We start from the raw sequence: 21,718 nt of genomic DNA on the forward strand, positions 1-21,718 counted from the left end.
GTTGATCGCGATGGCCTCCGCTGGGGGTAGCCCTGGGGTGACCACGACCGTGCTGGCGGTGGCCTCGCTGTGGCCGACCGAGGCGCTCGTGGCCGAATGTGACCCCGCCGGTGGCACGATCGTGCCCGGCATGCTCGGCGGGAACGTGCCAGACACCGCCAATATCGCCGACCTCGCAGCTGATCCGGGAAGCGTCGGCGAGCAGGCGGTGGCGGTGGACGGCGCGGCCGGGCACTGGCTGGTGCTGCCCGGCCTGCCTGACCCGCGCTTCGCCGTGGGCATGGACGCCGCCTGGGGGCCGATCGGGCAGGCTCTGGCGGAATGCGGGCTCGACGTGGTCGCCGATCTGGGCCGGATCGGTGGACGGGATGTCGCCTATCCCCTGCTGGCGGCGGCCGATCTGCTGGTGCTGGTGATGCGTCCCACGTTGCGGCAGGTCGCCGCCGCGTTGCCGCGGCTGGAGGTCGTGCGCCGCTCGATCGGGGACCAGTTGCCCATCGCGGTCGCTGTGATCGGCTATGGCTCCTACTCTCACCGGCATATCGCCCGAGTGCTGGAATGCGAGGTCCTGGGCGTGGTGCCGGAGGATCCGCGGACAGCGCGGGTGCTGTCGGAAGGCGCACCGGCAGGGCGGTGGTACCGTAACGCGCCGCTCCGGCAGGGCGCACACCGTCTCGGCAAGGCGATCCGCCGCCGCACGGTCCCCGCCACGCCATCGACGTCGTTCGCCGGGCCGCCACCCAGCGCACGAACCGCCCCCGCCCTTGCGTTGAAGACGCCGGGCTCGGGCCGCACACTCCAAGCGGCCTCCGCCGATGGCGGGCCCTCGCCGGGGCCGGCCTCGGGGCGGATGACGAACCGAGCCGGCCGGTCGGAGACGACCACGGCGAAGGCGCGGCTGCGGCCCTACACCTCTTCGGGACGGAGGGAGACGCGATGACCCGCTCCCCGTGGTCGCAGGGGTATCCCGGCGATCCCGCCTGGCAGTCCCGCCGCCCAGGCGACGACGTCACCAGCGCTGTCAATGGCGCCGCCTTCCCCTCTCCCCTGCCGGAGCACGAGGCGGCGGGCGGAGCACCTGGGTTCGGTGAGCAGGCGCTGTCGGCGGCGGTCGCAGCGATCACCGCCGACGCCACACTGGTGGAGGACCTGTCCGAGGCCGAGGACGATCAGGCGCGGATGGGGTTGATCGCCCATCGGGTGCAGGTCTGGGCGCAGGACCAGATGGTCGCCGGAGGCCTCGTGCCTTCCCCAGCCGACCGCCAGCGCCTGGCGGCGGGCGTGTACGACGAGTTGTTCGGCTGGGGCCCCTTGCAGCCCTACCTCGCCGATGACGACGTCGAGGACATCGACATCAACGGCGCCGCGGAGGTGTTCATCACCTACCGGGACGGCACCAAAGTCCGCGGCCCGGCCGTGGCCGGCAGTGACGAGCAGCTGATCGACAAGATCCGCCTGCAAGGCATCCACGAAGGGCAGACCCCGCGGGAGTTCTCCGCCGCCACCCCGATCATCCAGACCGCGCTGGCCAGCGGCGTGCGCCTGTCCGGGATGATGGCCATCACCCCCTATCCCTGTATCTCGCTGCGGCGGCACCGCATCACCGACGTCACGTTGACCGATCTGGTGAAGCTGGGCACGATCGATCAGGCCCTGGCTTCCTTCCTGGCCGCGGCGGTGCGGGCACGCAAGAACATCGTCGTCACCGGAGCGATCGGGGCGGGCAAGACCACGTTCCTGCGCGCACTGGCCCGCGAGATCGACTCCGATGAGCGCATCGCCACCCTGGAAACCGAATACGAACTGTTCCTGCACGCGCTGGAGCACCACCGCGACGTCGTACCGGTCGAAGAACGCCAGGCCAACACCGAAGGCGCCGGCGCCATCACGCTGGCCGATGCCTTCCCCGGCCTGCTGCGCATGCACGTGGCGCGCATCCTGGTCGGCGAGGTCCGCAGCCACGAGGTGGTGCCCATGCTTCAGGCCATGCATTCCGGTCAGGAAGGCAGCCTGTGCACCCTGCACGCCTACGCCGGTACCGCGGTGTTCGACCGGCTGCTCATCTTGTGCCTGTTGTCGGGGATCACCAGCAACGAACGCGCGATCTACCGGCTGATCGGTATGTCGATCGACCTGGTAGTGCATCTGCGCCGTTCTCCTGCCACCCACGCCCGGTTCGTCGATGAGGTGATGGAGATCGCCCCGCCCGCCGACGGCGACCTGCCCGCGCACAACTACCTGTGGCGCCCCGGCACCGACGGTCGCGCCGTGCCCGCGACCACCCCGGCGTGCCTGCCAGAACTCACGCGGGCCGGGTTCGACGCCTCCCTGCTGGACTTCCCCGACGGCCTGTGGAGGAGGCCGTGACCATGCCCGCGCTACCGGTGCCGACACCGGTGCTCGCGGTGCTCCTCGGGGCCGCCGCGCCGATCACCGTCTGGTGCCTGATCGCCGGTGTACGCGGACGTCCTGCCATGCCCGCACGGCCCGACTCGCGCATCCGCCGACACCTCGGCCGGCTGCGGAACCCGCGTCTGCGCCGTCGTCTCCTGACCGCCGCCGGGGGCGGGGTGATGATGCTTGCCCTGACCGGGTGGCCGGTCGCCGCCGTGTCCGCGGGGGCGGCGATCTGCTGGCTGCCTCGCCTGGTCACCGGCCGCCCCGCCCGGCAGCGCATCGCCCGCCTGGAGGCCCTGGAGAGCTGGACCCGCCGTCTGGCCGATGTGCTGGGCGCCTCCCGCGGCCTGGAGGACGCCCTCATTCACAGCACCGCCTCCGCCCCCGAGCCGATCGCCGCCCCGGTGCAGGCGCTGGCGCGGCGATTGAGCGTGCGGATGCCCGCCGACCAGGCACTGCTGGCCTTCGCTCACGACTTGGACGACCCGGTGGGCGACCGGATCGCCGCCGCCCTGGTCCTGGCCGCCTCCCGTCGTGGGCGTGGCCTGCGTCCGGTGCTGACGAACCTGGCGGCCATGGTCGCCCAGGACGTGGCCGCGCGCCGGGAGATCGAAGCCGAACGCGCCACCCACCGCGTCACGCTGCGCTGGCTGGCCGCGTTCCTGATCGGCTACACCGTCTTCGCCGCCCTCCAGGACTCCTACGCCGCCCCTTATGACACCTTGCCCGGACAGGCGGTGCTCGCCATGGTCGCCGCCTTGTACGCGGCCGGGTTGTGGTGGATGCATCGCCTGGCCGCCGCCGCTCCCGCCGGGCGCTTCCTCAGCGGCGGCGATGGGGCGGAAGCCTCCACGGCTTCATCCGGCGCGGACCCGCGGGTGGTGAGTGGTGATGGATGAGGTCCACCTATCCGGGTCACGTTCATCCGGAGCAGGTTTGTCACGTTGCGAGGCGGGGCTGAGCCAGATCGCGTTGGCCACGACCGATGCGACGGAGGTGAGGTGAGGTGACCGCGCTGATCGTGCTTGCGGGCGGCCTCGCCGGGCTGGGAGTCATGTTGATCGTTCTTGCCCTGCGGCCGGCGCCGGTGCATCTACGAGCCACCCTTGCCCGCCTGGCCGCCTCCCGCAGCGCACGGCCTGGAACCGCCACATACCCAGACGGTGATGGCGAGCGCCGGTACGGGGCCGGGCGGTGGCTGCTGCTGCGCGCCGAGCGCCTCGGCCTGCCCATCCCCGGCCGTGATCTGGCTCTGCTCGGAGAGACTCCTGCCCAGTTCTTCACCCACAAACTCCTGGCCGCCGCCCTCGGCCTGCTGTTGCCCACCGTGCTCACCGCCCTCCTCATCGTGCTGGGTGTCGCCTTGCCCTGGCAGGTGCCCGCCGGGGCGGCGCTGGTCGCCGCCGCCGCGCTGTTCTTCGCCCCTGACTGGGCGGTGCGGATCGATGCAGCCGCGCGCCGCCGAGAGTTCCGTATCGGTATCTCCACCTACCTGGACCTGGTCAGCCTGCTGCTGCCGACGGGCGCGGGCGTCAACGAGGCCCTGAGCGCCGCCGCAGGCGTGGGCCCCGGCTGGGTGTTCGCCCGCATCGCCACGGCGCTGCGCCAGGCCCGCCGCGCGCAGCAACCGCCGTGGGCCGCGCTGGCCCGCCTCGGCGACGACGTCGGAGTGCGTGAGCTTTCCGATCTGGCCGAGATCACCCATACCGCCGCCGCCGAAGGCGCCGGCGTGCTGGACACCGTGATGGCCCGTGCGGAATCCATGCGTACCGCCGCTCAAGCCCACGCCCGCGAAGACGCCAACGCCCGCACCACCACCATGGTCGTTCCCATGGCCGTGCTCGGCCTCGGCTTCGTGATCCTTTTGATGTATCCGCTGATGTTCCGCCTCCTCACCACCTGACATCCCCTGCGCCGAACGACCGGCTCCCGCCTTCAGAGAGGGAGGTGATCAACGCCCGAAAGGTCACCGTCCGCCTTGTCGTACTGAGCCTGTGGAGGTTCTGTTGTGAACGGTTCATCTTGGCGGTACGCCCTGGCCCGCGCGGTCCGCGACCGGGTCAGGCGGGCTCGCGCCGAAGCCGAACGAGGCAGCGCCAGCCTGGAGAAGATCGTCTGGGCCGCGTTGCTGTTCACCACGGCGGTCGGTGTCGTCGCCGGCGTGGTCGCGGTGATCAACCACTACGCCGGAATGATCCGATGACACTGCCCGCTCGTGCCACCCGGCGGGGTGAGGGTGAGCGGGGGAGCGCCAGCTTGCAGTACGTGGTGCTGCTCCCCACCCTGCTCACCCTCATCTACCTCGGCACCCACGCCGCCCTGTGGTACCTGTCCCGGCACGCCGCCCTGGCATCGGCCCAAGAGGGCGTCCGCGCCGCCCGCGCCTACAACGCCCCCGCCGGTGCCGGTGAGCAGGCCGCCCGCCGCTACGCCGCCTCCTTCAGCTCCGGTCTGCTCACCGATGTGACGGTCTCCGTCACCCGCACCAGCGCCGGCCAAGCCGAAGGCGGGGGGACGGTAGAGGTGCAGGTCAGTGGGCGTGGCCTGTCGCTGGTTCCCGGGCTGGACACCACGGTGCGGCAAACAGCGCGCGGCCCGATGGAGTATCCGTCGGCGCCCGATATCCGCTCCGGAACCGGCGCCGCTGCGCAGGCCGGTTCCCCAGCTACGTCAAGCACGTCCCCACCCATGGTCGACGCCGGTCTGCACGCGAGGGCAGGCGCGCCATGACCATGACCGTCCAGGGCCGGCGTGGTGAGCGCGGCAGCGCCGTCGTGGAGTTCGTCGTGCTGGTCCCGGTGCTGCTGGCGTTGATCGCGCTGGCCATCGCGTTCGGCAGCGTGCGCTTGTCGTACGGCGCGGTCGAAGCCGCAGCCCGGGATGCCGCCCGCCAAGCCTCGCTGGCCCGCTCTCCTGCCCACGCCCGCGCGGTGGCGATCAGCAGTGTCACCGCCACCCTGACTCAAGAGGGGCTGACCTGCCACAACGTCAACGTCACCGTCGAGGTCGGCGGGTTTCACCGCCCGCTCGGGCAGCCCGCGCAGGTGTCGGCCCGGGTGCAATGCACGGTGTCGCCGGCTGTGCTCTCCATCATCGTGCTGCCTGGTTCCATCACCCTTGACGCGCGTTTCGACTCGCCCTTGGACCCGTACCGCTCCCGGGCCCTTGGGCTCGTCACACGGATCCCCGAGGTGCCCGCGTTGGACCGTGGAGGCAGGTGATGGCCCGTTCACCGACGTTACGCTCCCGGCCCGGGCAACCTGAGTGTGACCGGGCGTGGTGGCGACGCGCCTACCCGCATCATCCTCACCCGCGTCACCCTCGCTGGCGGGCCCGCCGGAAAGAGACACCCACCCGCGCCAGGGAAGCGCGGCGCGGGTGGACCCATGACCGGCATAGCGACGCCGAGGGAGGCGAGCGGGGGTCGATGACGCTGTTCGTCATCGTGTTCGCCCTGATCCTTCTGCTGCTGGTCGGACTCACGGCCGACGGCGGAGCCAAGATGACCGCTGGACGCCGCGCCACCGCGATCGCCGAAGAAGCGGCCCGCGCTGGCGCCGGAATGGTCGACCTCGGCCGCGCCTACACCCGCGGTGAGGCCGCGGTCGATCCGGCCGCCGCCGCCCGCGCAGCCCGCACCTACCTGACCCGAACCGGGCACGCCGGAACGGTGACCACCGTCGGCTCCCGCCGTCTACGCGTGTCGGTTACCGTCCGCGAGCCCACCGTGCTGCTCTCATTGATCGGCATCTCCGACTTCACCGTCACCGGCAACGCTGAAGCCGAACTGGTCCCCGGCCCGCCCCCATGACCTCCCGCCGGCAGCTTGGCCCCGGCCCCGGCCCCGACCGAGTCGCGCTCCGCGCGGCCGGCTCGGCGGTGCTTCTTGCCGCGGTGCTGCTCGGGCTCCCGCTGACGCTGCTGTGGATGGCGGGCAGCCCCATCCCCCAGCGCCTGCCCGCCTGGCCGGATGTCCACGCCGCACTGCTGCGTCCCGACGATGGAAGCCTGCTGCTCGGCGTCATCAAATACATCGGATGGCTCTCCTGGCTGTGCTTCGCCGGTTCGGTCATATTGGAGTTGGCCGCCCGCCTCCTCCGCCGCCCCGCCCCGCTGCTGCCCGGCATCTCCGGCATACAACGCCTCGCCACCCGGCTGCTGACCTCGATCTCCCTGCTGATCACCTCGGCGCACCTGACTCCGGCCACGAGCGGGAACGCGCTACCGGTCGCCGCCAGTACCTATCTCGGCTCTCCCCCGCCCGCGCCGGCATCCGCGCCCACGCAACCGCCGTCGTCCGGCTCCGCACCGGCGACGGTACCGGTCCTGTCGATCACTTTCGCCGGAGGCATGCTCGCCGGTGGCATCCTGGCCACCCTCACCCGGCTCCGGCATCGGCAACGCCAGCATCGCCAACCGGGTCACCGCATCGCGCTGCCCGCCGCCCCCGAGGCCGTGCGTGAGGAACGACGGCTCCACCGCCTGGCCGCCGACACCGTGCCACCCCGCATCCACCAGGCCCTGAACACCTTCGCCACCGCGCTTCACGCCGCTGGTCGGCCCGTCCCCGACGTTCTCGCCCTGCACGTGACCGCCGACGCCGCCGAACTCTGGCTCCCCCCGCCCGCCCCCGCACCCTCGCCCTTCGTCGCTGTCGCCAGCCTCGGCCACGGTTCCCAGGCTGACGCGATCGTGCGATGGCGACTGCCCCAGCCCGATGCCGCTGTCTCCACCGGGCGGCCAGGGCTCACGCCGCTGCCCGGGCTGCTGACCATCGGCCGCACCCACCACGGCGGTCACCTGCTCATCGACACCGAAACCCTCGGCCTGATCACCTGCCACGGCCCCGCCGACCTGATCAACGAAGTCCTGCACGCCGCCGCGATCGAGGCCGCGACCACCGGATCCCGCGAGGTACTCCTGGTGGGATTCCCCCACCTGACAGCCTTGGCCCCCCCTGCCCTGCCCGAAGCCGCCCGGCACCTGCCGAGTCTGGACGCCGCCCTGGAAGCGCTGACCCGCCGCCGCGAGGAGATCCACCAGATCCACACCGACGACCTGCGCACCCGCCGCGCTCACGCCCCTCTCGCCTGCCCCGCCTTCACCCTGCTGATCAGCACCATCCCGCCCACCCCCGACGAAGAACAGCGCCTGGCCGCCATCACCACCAGCCCGGGCCTCGCCGCCCTCATCCCCTGTCCCCCGTCAATCGGCGCGGACCACAGCCCTTCCGCCCGCCTGCCCGACCCGGCCATCCCCCTCCACCCGCAGCGGGCGCGGCTGGAAACCGTCGCCATCACACCCGCCGGAGAATTCCAGCTCCGCCTTCACACCTACGGCATCACCCTGCATCCCCAACGGCTCACCACCGGCCAGATCACCGCCATCACCACCCTGCTGGCCACCGCAACCGACCTGGCCAGCACCCCCGCCGACCCGCCGCCAGCTGCTCTCAGCCCAGCTCACAACGGCCATCGCGCACAGCGAGGTACACGGTCCGCAAGCCCGCCGGCCTCCGCCCGCTCCGCTGCCGAGCCCCACCGGCAGCACGGCCCGGCGGGCACGGTACGGCTGTGCCTGCTCGGGCCGGTCGAACTCCACGGCACCGCCTCCCCGCTGCGCCCCAAGCACCTGGAACTCGTCGTTCTCCTGGCTGTCCATGGCAAACTCCACCGCGACCAACTGCGCACCTTCCTCGGCCCCGACCCTGATCACCCCAAACCCGCAGACCAGGTCCGGCAGCTGATCAGCCGCACCCGCGGACAACTCGGCCCCACCCCCGACGGCACGGACCGCATCTTGCACGACGGGCACAGCATCTACCGCCTGGATGAGATCGAGGTGGACTGGGACCACTTCCAGCACCTCGCCACCACCCGCCGCCGCGACGCCACGGCCGTCGACGACCTCACCGCAGCCTTGAACCTGGTACGCGGCCGGCCCATCGCCGACCGGGACTACTGGTGGCTGGATCCCCAGATCACCGAGACCATGACCGCCGCCATCATCGATACGGCCCACCAACTGGCCACTCTCCATCTGGAGGCGGCCGAACCAGGCGCCGCGGCCACAACCGCCCGCCGAGGACTGGCGACCGACCCCACCGCCGAACAGCTGTGGCGGGTGTTGATGAGCGCCGAACACGCCGCCGGGAACATCACCGCCGTCCATCACGCCTGGCAGTCCTGCCTCGCCCAAATCGCCGACATCGCCATGGATGGCGAGCCCCACCCGGCCACCACCCGGCTCTACCGCCGGCTCACCTCTCCCTCTGCGGCCAGAACCCCCCGGCGCTCGTAACACAAGGGGCCGTTCTTGGAATGGCTGACGAGATCCCGTCTGGTCATCGATCAGGCGGGATCTCGTCGTTTCAGGGGTTTACGAATCGGGTTCGTCCTGATCGGTAGCCGCGGAGCAGGACGCGGATCACGCCCCGGCCCAGCGCGTAGGCTCGTTAGGGGCGTACGGCAACGATCACGACCATCCTGGGAAGCGATCTTCGCTAAGGCATCGCCGCCCCTGCTCAACCACACTCGTGAACGCCCCATAACAATCGACACGGCCGGCTTACCGGTCCAGAAGCGGATCTACCTCTACCCTGCCGGGGGCTAGCCCAGACGGGAAACCATTTCCGCCGACCAAGACCGTTGCGCGAGCATGCCGGAGTGACGTTGCCGCGACGCCGTGGAGGCTCCCGATGAATGCGAACCCCGGCCCCAAACTGATCTTGCTGTGCGGGCTGCCCGGCTCAGGAAAGACGACACTGGCCAAGCGCCTGGCCCGGGAGATCCCCGCAGTGCGGCTGTGCCCGGACGAATGGATGGCGGATCTGGGCATCGACCCGTTCGACGAACCAGCGCGCGACCGGCTTGAGCGGCGGTTCTCCAAGCATGCCCAGGACCTGCTGAGGCTCGGCCAGAGCGTGATCTTGGAGTTCGGCTTCTGGACGCAGGCCGAACGCGATGAAAAGCGCTTGAGCGCGCGTGCCCTCGCCGTTCCCGTCGAACTGCACTACCTTGCCGCGTCGATCGATGAGCTCCGCCACCGCCTCGAAGCCCGCGACCGGGACAGGCAGCCGGGGGCGGTCCCGGTCAGCCGCGAGGCGCTTGAGGAGTACGCGAAGCTCTTCCAGACTCCCGACGATGACGAGCTCGGCCTTTTCGACGAACCGCCTGCGCGCCGACATGGATGACGGCTCGGGCGGTGGAACGTGACTACGGGGGTCGGTCGCCGGACGGTCGTGAAGGCGGTGGCCTCGCCGTGGCCGCAGGCCCTTGCCGCCCCGGAGTGCGACGGTGGATCCGTTCAAGTCGTTCGTCCACGGAGTGGTGCGGACGGAGGTCAGCGGCATGCGGTCAAACGCATCTATACCCGCCTCCTCGATGAGCAGGCCCCGAAGCGCGCCTTACGCCGCCTACCGAGCACCATCACGCGAGCAGCGCCTCAAACTCCGCAAGCCGGCCGAACAACTCGGGCAGACCGCGCACGCCGTCGCGCACGGACTCCTGCGACAGCGCCAGGTCAGGGCCGGTACCCGTCTCCGCGCCGGCCAGGCACCGCAGGATGTTCCACCGCGTGTGCCCCAGCCAGCCACCGATCATGAAAACGAACCAGCCCGGACCCGGCGGCGGCAGCGCCCCGCCCCCCGCGACATAGCCGTCGAGAACCGAGCGGAAGACGGCCGGCTCGATGTCGTCGAAGCCGGGTCCCTTCGCGAGGCTCAGCGCGGTCGAGCCGAGCTCACCGGACAGGTCGAGCATCCCCGACAGCTCCCAGTCCAGCACCACCGGCCGGCCCTGCCGGGCGAGCAGGTTCCACGGCTGGACGTCTCCATGGGTCAGCACCACGGGACCCGGTCGTTCGCAGGTGTCCACGAAGTGGGCGATCGCCAGGAATGTCTCGACCCGAGAGGCGAGCTCACCGGCCCACGGCTGCCCGGTCGCCGCCGCCCGCGCGGCGAGCTCAGGCCAGTCCCGTGACACCGGCTCCTCGATCGGCACACGGGTCCACGCGACGTCGAGCGCGTGGACCCGCGCGAGGATCTCCCCGACCTCGAACGCGTACGCCGCCGGCACCGGCGCCTCGGGCACCTTCTCCCCCTCCACCCACCGGTGCACGAGCGTGCCGTGACCGGCCGAGATCGGCTCCGGCATCGGGACGCCGGCGGCGAACGCCGCCCGCTCGAACCTGAACACCTCCTCCGCGCGATAGGGCCGGCGGCGGTCGAGGAGGTTCAACTCCTTCACCGCGAACGACCCTTGGTCGGTGTCGAGCCGGTACATCCGGTTGGCGAACCCGCCGTTGACACGGATCATCGGCCCGACCGGCGCTCCGAGATGCGAAAGGTCCACCCGCGCATGGTAGGGGCCGGCAGTTCATCGACGCACCGGACTTTCCCGCGACGCACGCTCACGATCACCGCCACGCCAGCGAACGGCCACTGGCCAGGGGGCCGAAGCAACGCGACCCCGGTCGTGAGGATGGCGGACACGGGCGTGGACTTGACCGCGTCGCTCCAGTCGGATCATGGTCGACCCCCTTGTGTTCGGGCCCGGGCCCGATGGCCCGTACGTTCCGCCATTGAACGGGGTACCGCCGTGACCACATCCGACCCTCATAGCCATGCCGACGCCGCCACAACCACGCCGCCGCCCAATGAAGTCATCTTCCCTTCGCCAGGGGAAGACCCCCTCCCCTTGGCCGTCCGCCGCTTTCGCCTCGCTGCCGATGACCACGCCCCCTCCCGGGCGCGCCGCCTGAGCGGCCGTACCGCCAGGCGCTGGGGCCTGCCCGTCGATGAGTACTGCCTGGCGTTGGTGACCAGCGAACTGGTCACCAACGCCACCCGCCACGCCACACCCGCCGGAGGGGTGGTATGGCTGGTACTGGCCTGGGAGACCGACCGGCTCCGCGTCACGGTCCACGACCCCTCCCCCGTCCCGCCCCGGCCGCACCGATTGCCCGACCCCATTACCTCAGGCACCTACGACGGGGACCGCGCGGCGTGGGAGTCGGGCCGCGGGCTGATCATCGTCCAGGCCCTGGCCAGCGGCTGGGGCTGGGAGCACACCCGCTGGGGCAAGCGCGTCTACGTCACCCTCCCGCTCATCCCGGCCACCTGACGGTAGCCGGTGACGAGCCGCTCCACTCTCCCGTTTCCCCCACTCGCTCGGCGGAGGGTGCAACGGTTCGTGCAATACACCCGCACGACGGTAGCTTCACCGGCTCCAATCGTCCCGCACCTCCGGGGTGGGGCGCGAGGGCGAACACCGGCCCCCGTCCCAGTGTCGCCGAGGGAGAACCACCGGCCATGAGCACCCACCGCCGCCAGCTGACGAGCCGGTCGTGGGCGTGGCGCGCCGCCGTCTTCGCCGGGTCGCTCGCCGCTTTGGCGGCCGTCCTGGGCGGGCTGCCCGTAGCGTTGTGGATCATGGCCGGGCCGCCTGTGCCTGCCGACTGGCCGACCGTCGAGGACGTTCGCCGGGTGCTGTGGGCACGCGATGACGGCACTCTGCTGCTCGGGGTGTTGAAGTACGCGGGGTGGGCGGCCTGGGTGAGCCTGCTCTATCAGACCGCCGCCGAGGCCGTCGATGGCATCCGCCACCGCGACCCGAGGGCGGGGGGCCGCAATCCGGTCCGCCGAGCGCTGCGACCCCTGCTGCTCGGGCTGACCCTGATCGCCGTCACCGCCACATCCACCCGCAATGCGCCGCCCCCGGGCCGGCCGGTGGCCGCCGTCACCGCGGCAGCTCCACTCGGCCATGCCGAACGTCTCCCCCAGACCGCCGCAACGGTCCAGGAGGAGGAACGGACCTACCGGGTCCGCCCAGGCGACACCTTGTGGGACATCGCCAAGGACGAACTCGGTTCCCCGTATCACTGGCCGCAGATCTGGCAGGTGAACGCCCACCATGAGCAGGCCGACGGAGTGAGGTTCCGCGATCCGGACCTGATCCATTCCGGCTGGATCCTCCGCCTCCCCGCGGTACCCGATGCAGAACCCGAACAAGGCCCCGATGAGACGCAGCACGAGCACGACGGGAAACGACCGCCCGTCACGCCGACGCCGCTAATTCCCGCTCTCACTCCAAGCCCGAGCACGACACCGAGCGTGCGATCGCCGTTCTGGCCGAGCCCGGCACCCGTTCCCGGCCAGCCCACCCCGCCGGAGGAATCGATCTCATCAGCCCCGGAGGCCGGCGAGGACCACACCGGCTCAGACGAAGAGCAAAGGAAAGGCCCCGGAGTGGCAGACTGGGCGGCCGGAGCCGTGGTCGGCGTGTCCTTCGCCGCAGCCGCCGTGTGGGTCATCGCCCGCAGCCGCGCCCGGGCCCGCCCGTCTGCTCCGCCGCGCGGGGCCGGGCGCCGCGCCGCCCCGGGCGAGCGGCGGGTGTGGCCGCCCGAACCGCCCGAGACCGCTGCCCCCGTTCCCGCTGCCCGGCCCGCCACACGCGGCCGACAGCGGCCCCCACAGGGACCCCGGCAGGGGCTCCCTACGCCGTCCGGACCCGATCCCGCCCCCCGCCCCGACGGGCCCACGGAACGGGGCTTTCGCGCCCGCACCGCCCCTCCATCACCGCAGGCCGACCGGCAGCAGATGCGCGCCCGCGCGCCACGGCCGGTCCTCATCCCACCAGCCCAGATCATCATGGCCGCCACCCCGCAGGGAGAACTGCGCGTCGACCTCGCCGATGGCATGGGACTGGTCGGTCCCGCCGCCGGTGACATCGCCCGCGCGGTGCTGCTGGGCCTGTTGCTGGACGACCCTCACGAGCAGACCACGATCATCACCACGACCGGCTTGGCCGAGCACCTGCTGGGCGACGCCTCGCTCCCCGTGCGACCGGACGAGCTGCCCGGATTGACCTTCACCGCGACCGTCGAGGACGCCCTGGCCACACTGGAAGTCGAGGCGGCCTGGCGGCTACGGCTGCTCACCGACCACGACGCCGCCGACATCGTCACCCTGCGCCGCAAGCATCCGCACCTGCCCGTGCCATCCCTGGTGGTCATCCTCGGCGCTTTGGACGGGGCGGCGCGGGCGCGCCTGGAGGCCCTGCTGACCCGCGGCAGGCGCTACGACATAGCCGCACTCATCTTGGACGCCTGGCCCGCCGCCGCCACGCTCACCGTGGACCCCGATGCCGTCGTGGCCGACGTCACCTACATCAACGACATCGGCGCGGGCCGCCGCTCGCCCCTGCGCGAGGCACAGATGTTCCACCTGCCGCACCACCACGCCGGGCCGCTGCTCGCCGCCCTGCGCGCCGCCGCATCGCCAGCGGACTCCCGCCCGGAGAAGCCGCATGCGCGTCCGGCCGAACCCCGCCCGGACCTCAACGACGGCTCCAACGGGCCCGAGATGCACCACCCTGCGAAACAGCCGGCTCAGCCCGCCACGCCCCCGGCAGATCACCCCGTGGTGCCCTCGGCATCCCCCCGTGCCACCAGCTCCCTCACCGGCCAGTCCAGCCAAGCGCCCCATCACAAGGGACAGGAGCAAATGCCCGCGCACCCCCGCGATGAGCGATCGGCCGAGGCCCGCAAGGACCCCGGATCGCCGGCCTCCCGTGCCGACCGGCCGCTGGAGCTGCGCTTGTTCGGGACGGCACGGGTACTGGCGCACGGTCAAGAGGTGCTCACGGGGCTGCGTACCGACACCCGGCGCCTCCTTGCCCTGCTCGCCCTGCACCCCGCCGGGCTGTCCGTGACGGCCATCTTTGACGCGCTGTGGCCATCGGCCGACCCGACCGGCGATGACATCCAGCTGCTCTACACCGCGGCCAACAAAGGCCGTACCGCGCTGCGGAAGGTGACCCGCACCCGTGAGGTGTTCATCATCCACCACGGCGACCATTACCGGCTCGATCCGGCCACCATCAGCTGCGACTGGTGGGCGTTCACCGACATCGCCACCACCGCCGCACACGCAAAGAGCGAGCCGGAACGGATCCGGCTGCTGGAAAAGGCGGCGAGCCTATACACCGGTGATCTGGCCGCCGACAGCATCGAAGAATGGGCCGAAACCACCCGCGAGGCGACCCGGAGGCAGGCCGCCGACATTTTCAGCGATCTGGCACGCCACTACTCCGAAAGCCACGGCGTCACCGGCCAGGGAAAAGACACCGAGAAAACAGCCAGCACTCCCCCTTCGCACACCACGGCGCCATACCAGAGAGCGCTGGAATGGTTCGATCGCGCCCTGAAAGTCGACCCCTACAATGAGAGCCTGTTCAACGAGGTCATGAAGCTCCAGGCCATGCTCGGGCGGCCCGAAGCGGTTCATCGCACCTTCGAACGGCTCACCGCCGCGATGGCCGAACTGGACTGCTCCGCGTCGCCGTCCAGCCGGGCACTGCTGCATCGGCTACTGGATGAGCGGCCTTCCGATAAGCCATGACCAGTCCTGACCGGTCATGCGTCGCAGACACCCCCGGGAAATGACCGGCCCGAGGCGGTCGCTAAGCGGCGTGCCCAGCTCACCGAAGGAGACATGGGCCCTACCTGTGCCCCCGCCAATTGGGCTACCTGCCAGACGGGAACCCCCTGGGCCGGCTTGCCGCCCAGGCAGACAGGGGTGGCGGGGCTTCCTGTCTCCCTCCCGACATAAAGGGGCACGATAGCGATGTCGTGGTCTGCGGGCGGGGCGGGCCGCTGAAGGAAGGACCGGTCTCAGGGGTGACCGGCTCACAAACGGTTTTCCAGGCCCCGCAATCAGTTGATCCCGCTGGTCACCTGTGCGTTGGCCACTCCTGGCGCCGCCGAGTCCCCCGCTCGCGGGCGAGAACGGGACGCGCCTCACGCGGGCGGCACGATGCGACGGCCGGCGATCCGTGCGGGGGCCGGCGGGGGCCTGGGGGTACGGCGGCAGAGAATGCGCGGCGCCCGGCGGGCGGGCGAGTCGAATCCGCCCGAACAAACGGCGCAATTACAATTTTCCGGACTTTTTAGAATGACCGGAACGAGGTGCCGGGTTTCACGGGAATGGCAGGCGACGCCAGCCAGCCCGACGGGTTAGCCTCTTCAGCCCTATAGGGCTGGTCATTCGGGTTGAATTACCGCCCCATGCAGAGTTAGTGTCGTATTAGACGAAAACGCGAAGAACATAAAACAGGAAAGTCGGAGAACCGGCCACAAGAATTAATCCGGGGCCTTCCCGAAAAGCTTTCCATTACCCCACCCGGGGGCCGTGAGTTTTCTCCGACGATTGCGTCTCGTGAAACAACACCCTGTGATCTCGCCTGGAGTTGTGCTGCCATGACCACATCCCCCCCGCCCCCCGCACCCCCGCCCGCACCACGGTCCGGCCGCCTTGGACAAGGCGAACTGCGCCGCCGGGTCGCCGCCTACCTCGACGCCCACTCTGGCAGCCACACTCCCGGGCACGTCGCCCGCGAACTGGACCGTTCGGCGGGCGCGGTCAGCAACGCCCTGGACCGCCTCGTCGAAGACGGCCAGGCCACCCGGACCGACACCCACCCCCGCCGGTACGCCGCCAACGGCAACACCGCAGCCGCCGCAACCCTGGCGACCGGGAGCCCGCCCCCGGCACGCCCCACCACGCCCGCCTCCAGAACCCCCGCCGGATCGTCGGCCGTGACCCCCACCAGGTCGCCCGGCGCGCCTTCGCCCGCACCCGCCCGAGGCGAGCGCACAACGGTGGTCGCCCGCCCCGACGGGCGGCCCTACCACCCCCGGCAACTCGCCGACCTGCCCGACGTCACCGCCCTGCGCAAACTCCGTGAGGCGGGCATCCCGGTCCTGCTGTACGGCCCGCCCGGCACCGGAAAGACCTCCCTGGTCGAGGCCGCCCATCCGGACCTGATCACGGTCGCCGGGGACGGCGACACCACGGTCGCCGATTTCATCGGCGAGTACACCCAAAACCCCGACGGCGGGTACGAGTTCGCCCACGGGCCGCTGGTCACCGCGATGACCGAGGGCCGATGCCTGTTCATCGACGACGCCACCCTGATCTCCCCCCGCGTGCTCGCGGTGGTCTATCCGGCGATGGACGGGCGCGGGCAGATCACCGTCAAAGCCCACAAGGGCGAGACCATCACCGCCGCCCCCGGCTTCTACGTGATCGCCGGGCACAACCCCGGCGTCCATGGCGCAGTGCTCACCCAGGCCCTCGCCTCACGGTTTTCCGCACAGGTCCATGTGTCCAGCGACTACGACCTGGCCCGCACCCTGAAGATCGACCCCCGCGCCACGAAGATCGCCCGCAACCTCGCCAAACGCGTCGAGTCCGGCGACATCGGCTGGGCACCCCAGCTCCGCGAACTGATCGCCTTCCAGAAGATCGCCGATGTTCTGGGGACCGACGCCGCGATGGCCAACCTGATCGGCATCGCCCCCGAAGAGGATCGCGACCTGGTCGCCGGCGTGGTCGCCACCGTTCACGGCCGCCGCCTCACACCCCTGGCCCTGGGCCGCCAGCTCTAGCCCCTATGGGGCGGGGCTCCCACGCCCCGCCCCCTCGCACCGAGACGTACACCCGAACCCTGCAAGACGATCACCACAGAGAGGCCGACATGTCCCCCGCCCACATCATCCCCGACCCCGAGGCACCCGCCCCCCGTATGCTTCCCGACGCCTGGCTCACCTTCTCGGCCGCCTTGACCCAAGAGGTCACCGACCTCGCCGGCCGCGACGACCTCACCGTGTTCTGCGCCCCCGGCAACGGCCACGGCTCCCCGGCGTGTTTCATCCCCGCCAGGGCCGCCATCGAGATCGACGGCGACCACCTCGGCTGCGATCCCGCCACCTGCGACCCGCGCCGCCCTTCGGACCGGGAACGCTACCCCGCCCTTTGGGGCGCGCTCATCCACGAGGCCGCGCACGCCCGCCACAGCCGCTGGACCTATCAGCCCACGGACGCCGAAGGTGAGGAGGCGACGACCGGCACCGGCACCGGCGCGCCCGGCGTCTCCGTAACTGCGCACGGCGCGGGCGACCGGGACACGACATCTCACATGAGTGCCTCCACGTCGAGCTCGGCCTACCTTGCCGCCACGCTTTTGGAGGAATCCCGCATCGAGGCCGCCCAGATCAGCCGCCGCCCTGGCGATCAGCGGTGGCTCCGCGCCTGCATCAGCGACCTCGTTATGGCCGAGTACCGCACCACCCCACCCGCCTCCCCCGACGGCGACAGCCCGACCAGCAGCGGCACCGGCGGCACCGGCGGCACCGGAGCCTCCCCCGCCTCACCGGGCGGCACGCCCACCCCGGCATCGCCCGCCGCGTCCGAGCCCAGCAAGCCTGCGCCGAGCCCCACCTCACCGCCCACACCTTCAACGGCACCCCCCTCCGGCCCGGCCCCCGCCCCGCCCGCAGCGCCCCCGGAGGAAAAGACACCTGCGGCTGACAAGGAGCCGATGACGCCCTGGCAGGCCGCCTACGCCGCCGGGCTCATCCTGGCCCGCGTCGACACCGGCATCCTCGACCGCGACGAAACCGCCCCGCTCACCACCGCCGTGACCACGACCCTGGGCACCGACACCCTCGACAAGCTCGCCGCCATCTGGAAGGCCGCCCACACCACGCCCGACGACGACTCGAAGGCCATGACCGACCTCGGCCGCCGCTGGTGCGAGACGATCGGCGTCGACCCCGACCAACCGCCGCCGCCCGCCCCCGGCACCGGCGACGACGCGAGCGACGGGAGCGGTGTTCCCGCCGCCGTCAGCGCCACCCTGGAGGCGATCACCGCCACCGACGCCGGCGACGACGCGATCCCGCTCCCCGGAGACGCCAAGCGTGACGTGGAGCGCGCACACCGCAAGCGCGCCGCCGCTACCGCCCGGCGCGTCTTCGACCCGCGCGGCCGAGCGCCCAAGTCCGGCGTGGGAAAGACCGCGATCGGAGGCGAGCGCCCGCCCACCCCCACCGAGCAGGCCGCCGCCCGAAAGCTCGCCCGGCACCTGCGCGCCGCCACCTACCGCGAACCCGTCACGACGACCACCACCTCGGCCGCCCCGCCCGGCCGGTTGCGGATGCGCGCCGCCCTGGCCGCCGACGCCCAGCGCGCCGCAGGCGCGGTCCCCACCGCCGAACCCTTCACCCAGACCCACCGCCGCCCCACCCCCGTACCGCCGCTACGCGTGGGCATTGCGTGCGACGTGTCCGGATCCATGTACGCACTCGCCGACCCGATCGCCTCGGCCGCCTGGATCCTGGCCCGCGCAACCGGCCACCTACCCGAGGCGACCAGCGCGACCGTCATATTCGGCGACCGCGTTCGCGTGATCACCCGCCCCGGCCGCGCCCCCGCCTCGGTGACCACCTTCCCCGCTCTCGATGGCACCGAGGAGTTCTGCGACGCCGTCGACGCCCTTGACGCTGCCCTCGGGCTGTCCCAGCCTGGTGCCGCCCGCCTGCTGGTCGTCGTGTCTGACGGTGTCTTCGTCGCCCCTGGGGAGATCTCCGGTGGCACCTGCCGCATCGCCCGTCTCAAGGCGACCGGATGCGGCATCTTGTGGCTCGCCTTCGGCGACACCCGTCCCCTCCCCGGGAGCGAGGTAGCCGTGCTGTCCGATCCCACGGACGCGGCCACCGTGATCGGCAAGGCCGCCGTCCGCGCCCTCACACATCTCTAACCGTCCCGCTCTCCGGGGCGGGGTGGCTGGCGCCACCCCGCCTCGGAGGCCGAAAACATCCTCAGACCCATCAGCGCACCGTCACCGACCACAGCACACATGCGGGCATGTAGTACGAAAATCCGACGCGAACGATAGCGGCGGAATGACAATCGAGACGGTGAAACATGGAGTAGACCGCCTCCGATCCAGGTCACGCCCGACCCACACCCTGGATTATACGAGGCATTCCGCACGCTTGCCGGACGGTATTGCCCGCGTCAATACGCCACGACCGTGATGGCGGGATAGTTCATGAGCGCATCGATTAAGGGCAGGGATACGATTTCCCCGCGAGGCGCCGACGCAGGGCTACGCCTGGTGCCGGCAATGCGATCACAGCGGCCACCGCTACGTCATGCACCTGACTCGCAGACGCGCGCTCGTGCCCGACTTCCTCTGCGAGGGGCGCTGACCGCGGAGGGCCAACCGCACCCTCCGACGGCTGCGAGCGCCGGACCGCCTCTCCCGCACCGCGCTTCTCCTCCCACGGCCATTCTCGCGAGAGGAAATACCGCCAGGAGAATAGCACTGGTTATGCCGGTAACCGTCTCCAGCCCTTCCCGTGACACTATTTCTTTCCAGCTGGGCTTGAAGGTCCTTGATTATCGAGCGATGGTCGTCTCCGAGCCGGGACCCCCCGGATTCCGCCGTAGACCCGGCAGTCCGGATTTCACCATTCCGAGAGGATTAACAAACATGGCCCGCAAACCCCGTACACCCACCCGAGCGGGCGGGACCACCCCGTCCGGGGCGGCCGACATTCCCCCCGACGCCCCCGCTCCCCCGGCCCCGGGCACCCAGCCCGCCGACAACCGCGCGGGGGCCGCAGACACGATTTGGGCGGCGCTGGTGGCCGCCCCCCAGGGGGCCACCGCCGCCCAAATCGCCCGCACCGCCGCCGTTGCCGCGACCACCGCCCGCAAGTCCCTCATCGACCTGGAGCGCCAGGGCCGCGCCCGCCGCACCCGTCCCGACACGACCGGCACCCGCACCGCCGACACCTGGTTCCCGGTCATCCCCAACCCGTCTGCCGACGCCTCCGCTGAGGGCGAGACCAGCATCGACGATGGCGACCCCGCCCCCGCCGACGCGGGGATCGGACCGCAGGAGACCGACCTGGCCCCGTCCGTACCCGCCTGCGACGGCCCGCCCAAGGCGGCCGGTCCCGGCGAGCCGCAGGACCGCACGACTGATGCCCCCGGCGACGTTCCGAAGGCCGGAACAACCGTAGCGGCCGGGGCTCGCCCCGAGACCCCCGCGCACGAGGCCACCGAGAACGCCGACGCCCAGCGCGCCGCAGGCGCGGTCCCCACCGCCCAGCAAGACGCCGACGTCGCTTCCTCCTCCGGGGAACCGGCCGTCCTCACACCCGACGCGACGCCGAACTCCGACTCCGAGGACCACGACATCGGTCAGGTGTCGCCGGTGGCCGAAGCCGACGCTGCCCAGGAAGCGGCCGATCCCGCCCCTACCGCCCCGGGCGAGGCGGAGGCGGCGCCCAAGGAGACCACAGCGACAATGGAGGGCACAGCCGACGAACTGGCCGAAGCCGACCAGGAACTGCGGCGCTTCGCCGAGCTGGTCGCCCGCGCCAGCGAAGCCGTGACGGCGGCGCGCGGGACGATCGAGGATGGCGAGGCCGGTCTGACCGACCTGGTCGAGCAGATATACACCGACGCCGCCCGCATCCGCCGCGCCGTCAAATCGGCACTAGCCAATAAGGCCGCGCAGGCGCGTGGCCGAGCCGTCAGCCGTCCCGGCACACTACGGACCAAGATCGCCACGCACCTGGCCGCTCACCCCGACGCCGAGTTCACCCCCTACGAGCTCGGCAAGGCGCTCGGGCACTCCTCCGGCGCGGTCACCGTCGCGCTGGACCGGCTGGTGGCTCTCGGCCAGGCCGCCCAGGTCTGTGACCGGCCCCGCCGCTTCGCCCACCACACCTCCTGACCTGATCGCGGATGCCCGGCACGTCGGCGTGCCGGGCACCCGCCCCCGCCCTGCATGCGACGCATCTGAAGGAGAGCGAACGCCGTGACCAGGAAACGCGCCCCGCTGATCCCTGATGACCTGGAAGTCCAGCGGCGGCTGGTCCTCGCCTGCGAAGCCCGCCGCCGTGACCTGCGGCTGTCCGCCCGGCAGGTGGCCGCCCTCGCCCAGCTCCCCAAGGGGGCGATCACCGGCATGGAATCCCGTGCCCGCCGCGCCCCGTACGGCAGCGAGCAACTGTCGTTCACCCTCGCCTCACTGATCGCCTACGCACGCGGGGTCGGGCTGATCCCGCAGCTCGTCGCGGACGAGTCCTACCGGCCCCCCGCTACGCGGGAAATCGGCATGAACGGCGGCTTCCAGCGGCGGCACCGCGCCACCGCCCGCCGCGAACAAGCGGTCAAGCTCAGAACCGATGGCTGGACGATGGCCGCCATTGCCGCTCACCTGGGCGTCAGTCCCAGCGCGGTGTATCGCTACCTCAATCCCTCCCCGCCCATGGGAGCTCCGGCAACCGACACGAGTTCCGGAAGCGGGCCGGGTACCCGGCGGCACGACGACCCGTGACGAACGCCGCGGACGCATCCGCCACCGCCCCGGGCTGCCCGCCCGCCCCGGACGTCATCGGGCAGCCCGGGCACGCGACTGCAACGCACAGGCCCAACGTTCTGCCTACCTGCGCCCCGTTC

General features: G+C 71.4%; 17 protein-coding genes. 16 read left to right on the plus strand and 1 reads right to left on the minus strand.

Annotated features, from left to right (window positions below; genetic code table 11):
* Nucleotides 1-37: 37 nt before the first annotated feature.
* The 10 genes from DP939_RS25110 (at nt 38) to DP939_RS25155 (ending at nt 9,589) form a co-directional block, all read left to right on the plus strand.
* A complete protein-coding gene (locus DP939_RS25110; RefSeq protein ID WP_113983237.1) occupies nt 38-940 on the plus strand; it encodes a hypothetical protein in 903 nt (300 codons plus the stop codon).
* Nucleotides 937-2,367, plus strand: coding sequence for a CpaF family protein (locus DP939_RS25115; RefSeq protein WP_113983238.1), 1,431 nt, complete (start codon nt 937-939; stop codon nt 2,365-2,367). The genes DP939_RS25110 and DP939_RS25115 overlap by 4 nt, the downstream gene beginning before the upstream one ends.
* Nucleotides 2,368-2,369: 2 nt before the next feature.
* Entirely contained in the window at nt 2,370-3,296 is a 927-nt protein-coding gene (locus DP939_RS25120; RefSeq protein ID WP_147268123.1) for a type II secretion system F family protein, read from the plus strand.
* A 107-nt stretch (nt 3,297-3,403) separates the two neighbouring features.
* On the plus strand, nt 3,404-4,300 hold the full coding sequence (locus DP939_RS25125; RefSeq protein ID WP_113983240.1) for a type II secretion system F family protein: 897 nt from the start codon (nt 3,404-3,406) through the stop codon (nt 4,298-4,300).
* A gap of 105 nt (nt 4,301-4,405) precedes the next feature.
* Nucleotides 4,406-4,600 (plus strand): hypothetical protein, encoded by a 195-nt coding sequence (locus tag DP939_RS25130; RefSeq protein ID WP_113983241.1) that lies wholly within the window; start codon nt 4,406-4,408, stop codon nt 4,598-4,600.
* Between the two features lie 53 nt (nt 4,601-4,653).
* Entirely contained in the window at nt 4,654-5,127 is a 474-nt protein-coding gene (locus DP939_RS25135) for a pilus assembly protein (protein ID WP_147268124.1), read from the plus strand.
* A complete protein-coding gene (locus DP939_RS25140) occupies nt 5,124-5,618 on the plus strand; it encodes a TadE/TadG family type IV pilus assembly protein (protein WP_113983243.1) in 495 nt (164 codons plus the stop codon). Before DP939_RS25135 ends, DP939_RS25140 begins: the two co-directional genes overlap by 4 nt.
* Before the next feature lie 206 nt (nt 5,619-5,824).
* Nucleotides 5,825-6,208, plus strand: coding sequence for a pilus assembly protein TadG-related protein (locus tag DP939_RS25145; RefSeq protein ID WP_113983244.1), 384 nt, complete (start codon nt 5,825-5,827; stop codon nt 6,206-6,208).
* Nucleotides 6,205-8,697, plus strand: coding sequence for a bacterial transcriptional activator domain-containing protein (locus tag DP939_RS25150; RefSeq protein ID WP_113983245.1), 2,493 nt, complete (start codon nt 6,205-6,207; stop codon nt 8,695-8,697). Before DP939_RS25145 ends, DP939_RS25150 begins: the two co-directional genes overlap by 4 nt.
* 397 nt (nt 8,698-9,094) lie before the next feature.
* The gene (locus DP939_RS25155; protein ID WP_113983246.1) at nt 9,095-9,589 is read left to right on the plus strand and encodes an AAA family ATPase; all 495 of its coding nucleotides are present in this window, start codon (nt 9,095-9,097) and stop codon (nt 9,587-9,589) included.
* A 235-nt stretch (nt 9,590-9,824) separates the two neighbouring features.
* On the opposite strand, the gene DP939_RS25160 is transcribed toward DP939_RS25155, so the two are convergent.
* Nucleotides 9,825-10,748, minus strand: coding sequence for a phosphotransferase family protein (locus tag DP939_RS25160; protein ID WP_113983247.1), 924 nt, complete (start codon nt 10,746-10,748; stop codon nt 9,825-9,827).
* 345 nt (nt 10,749-11,093) lie between these two features.
* On the opposite strand from DP939_RS25160, the gene DP939_RS46305 reads away from it, so the two are divergent.
* The 6 genes from DP939_RS46305 (at nt 11,094) to DP939_RS25190 (ending at nt 21,596) form a co-directional block, all read left to right on the plus strand.
* Complete coding sequence (locus tag DP939_RS46305; protein ID WP_158578685.1) at nt 11,094-11,519, plus strand: ATP-binding protein; 426 nt, start codon at nt 11,094-11,096, stop codon at nt 11,517-11,519.
* Nucleotides 11,520-11,707: 188 nt separating this feature from the next.
* The gene (locus DP939_RS25170; protein ID WP_113983249.1) at nt 11,708-14,797 is read left to right on the plus strand and encodes a LysM peptidoglycan-binding domain-containing protein; all 3,090 of its coding nucleotides are present in this window, start codon (nt 11,708-11,710) and stop codon (nt 14,795-14,797) included.
* Nucleotides 14,798-15,654: 857 nt separating this feature from the next.
* Nucleotides 15,655-16,845, plus strand: coding sequence for an AAA family ATPase (locus tag DP939_RS25175; protein ID WP_113983250.1), 1,191 nt, complete (start codon nt 15,655-15,657; stop codon nt 16,843-16,845).
* A gap of 89 nt (nt 16,846-16,934) precedes the next feature.
* Nucleotides 16,935-18,998 (plus strand): vWA domain-containing protein, encoded by a 2,064-nt coding sequence (locus tag DP939_RS25180; RefSeq protein ID WP_113983251.1) that lies wholly within the window; start codon nt 16,935-16,937, stop codon nt 18,996-18,998.
* A gap of 738 nt (nt 18,999-19,736) precedes the next feature.
* Complete coding sequence (locus DP939_RS25185; protein ID WP_147268126.1) at nt 19,737-20,990, plus strand: hypothetical protein; 1,254 nt, start codon at nt 19,737-19,739, stop codon at nt 20,988-20,990.
* A gap of 84 nt (nt 20,991-21,074) precedes the next feature.
* Nucleotides 21,075-21,596: a helix-turn-helix domain-containing protein gene (locus DP939_RS25190; protein ID WP_113983253.1), complete on the plus strand. Its 522-nt coding sequence runs from the start codon at nt 21,075-21,077 to the stop codon at nt 21,594-21,596.
* The last annotated feature ends 122 nt before the right edge of the window (nt 21,597-21,718 follow it).

Source organism: Spongiactinospora rosea, assembly GCF_003315795.1.
GTDB lineage: Bacteria > Actinomycetota > Actinomycetes > Streptosporangiales > Streptosporangiaceae > Spongiactinospora > Spongiactinospora rosea.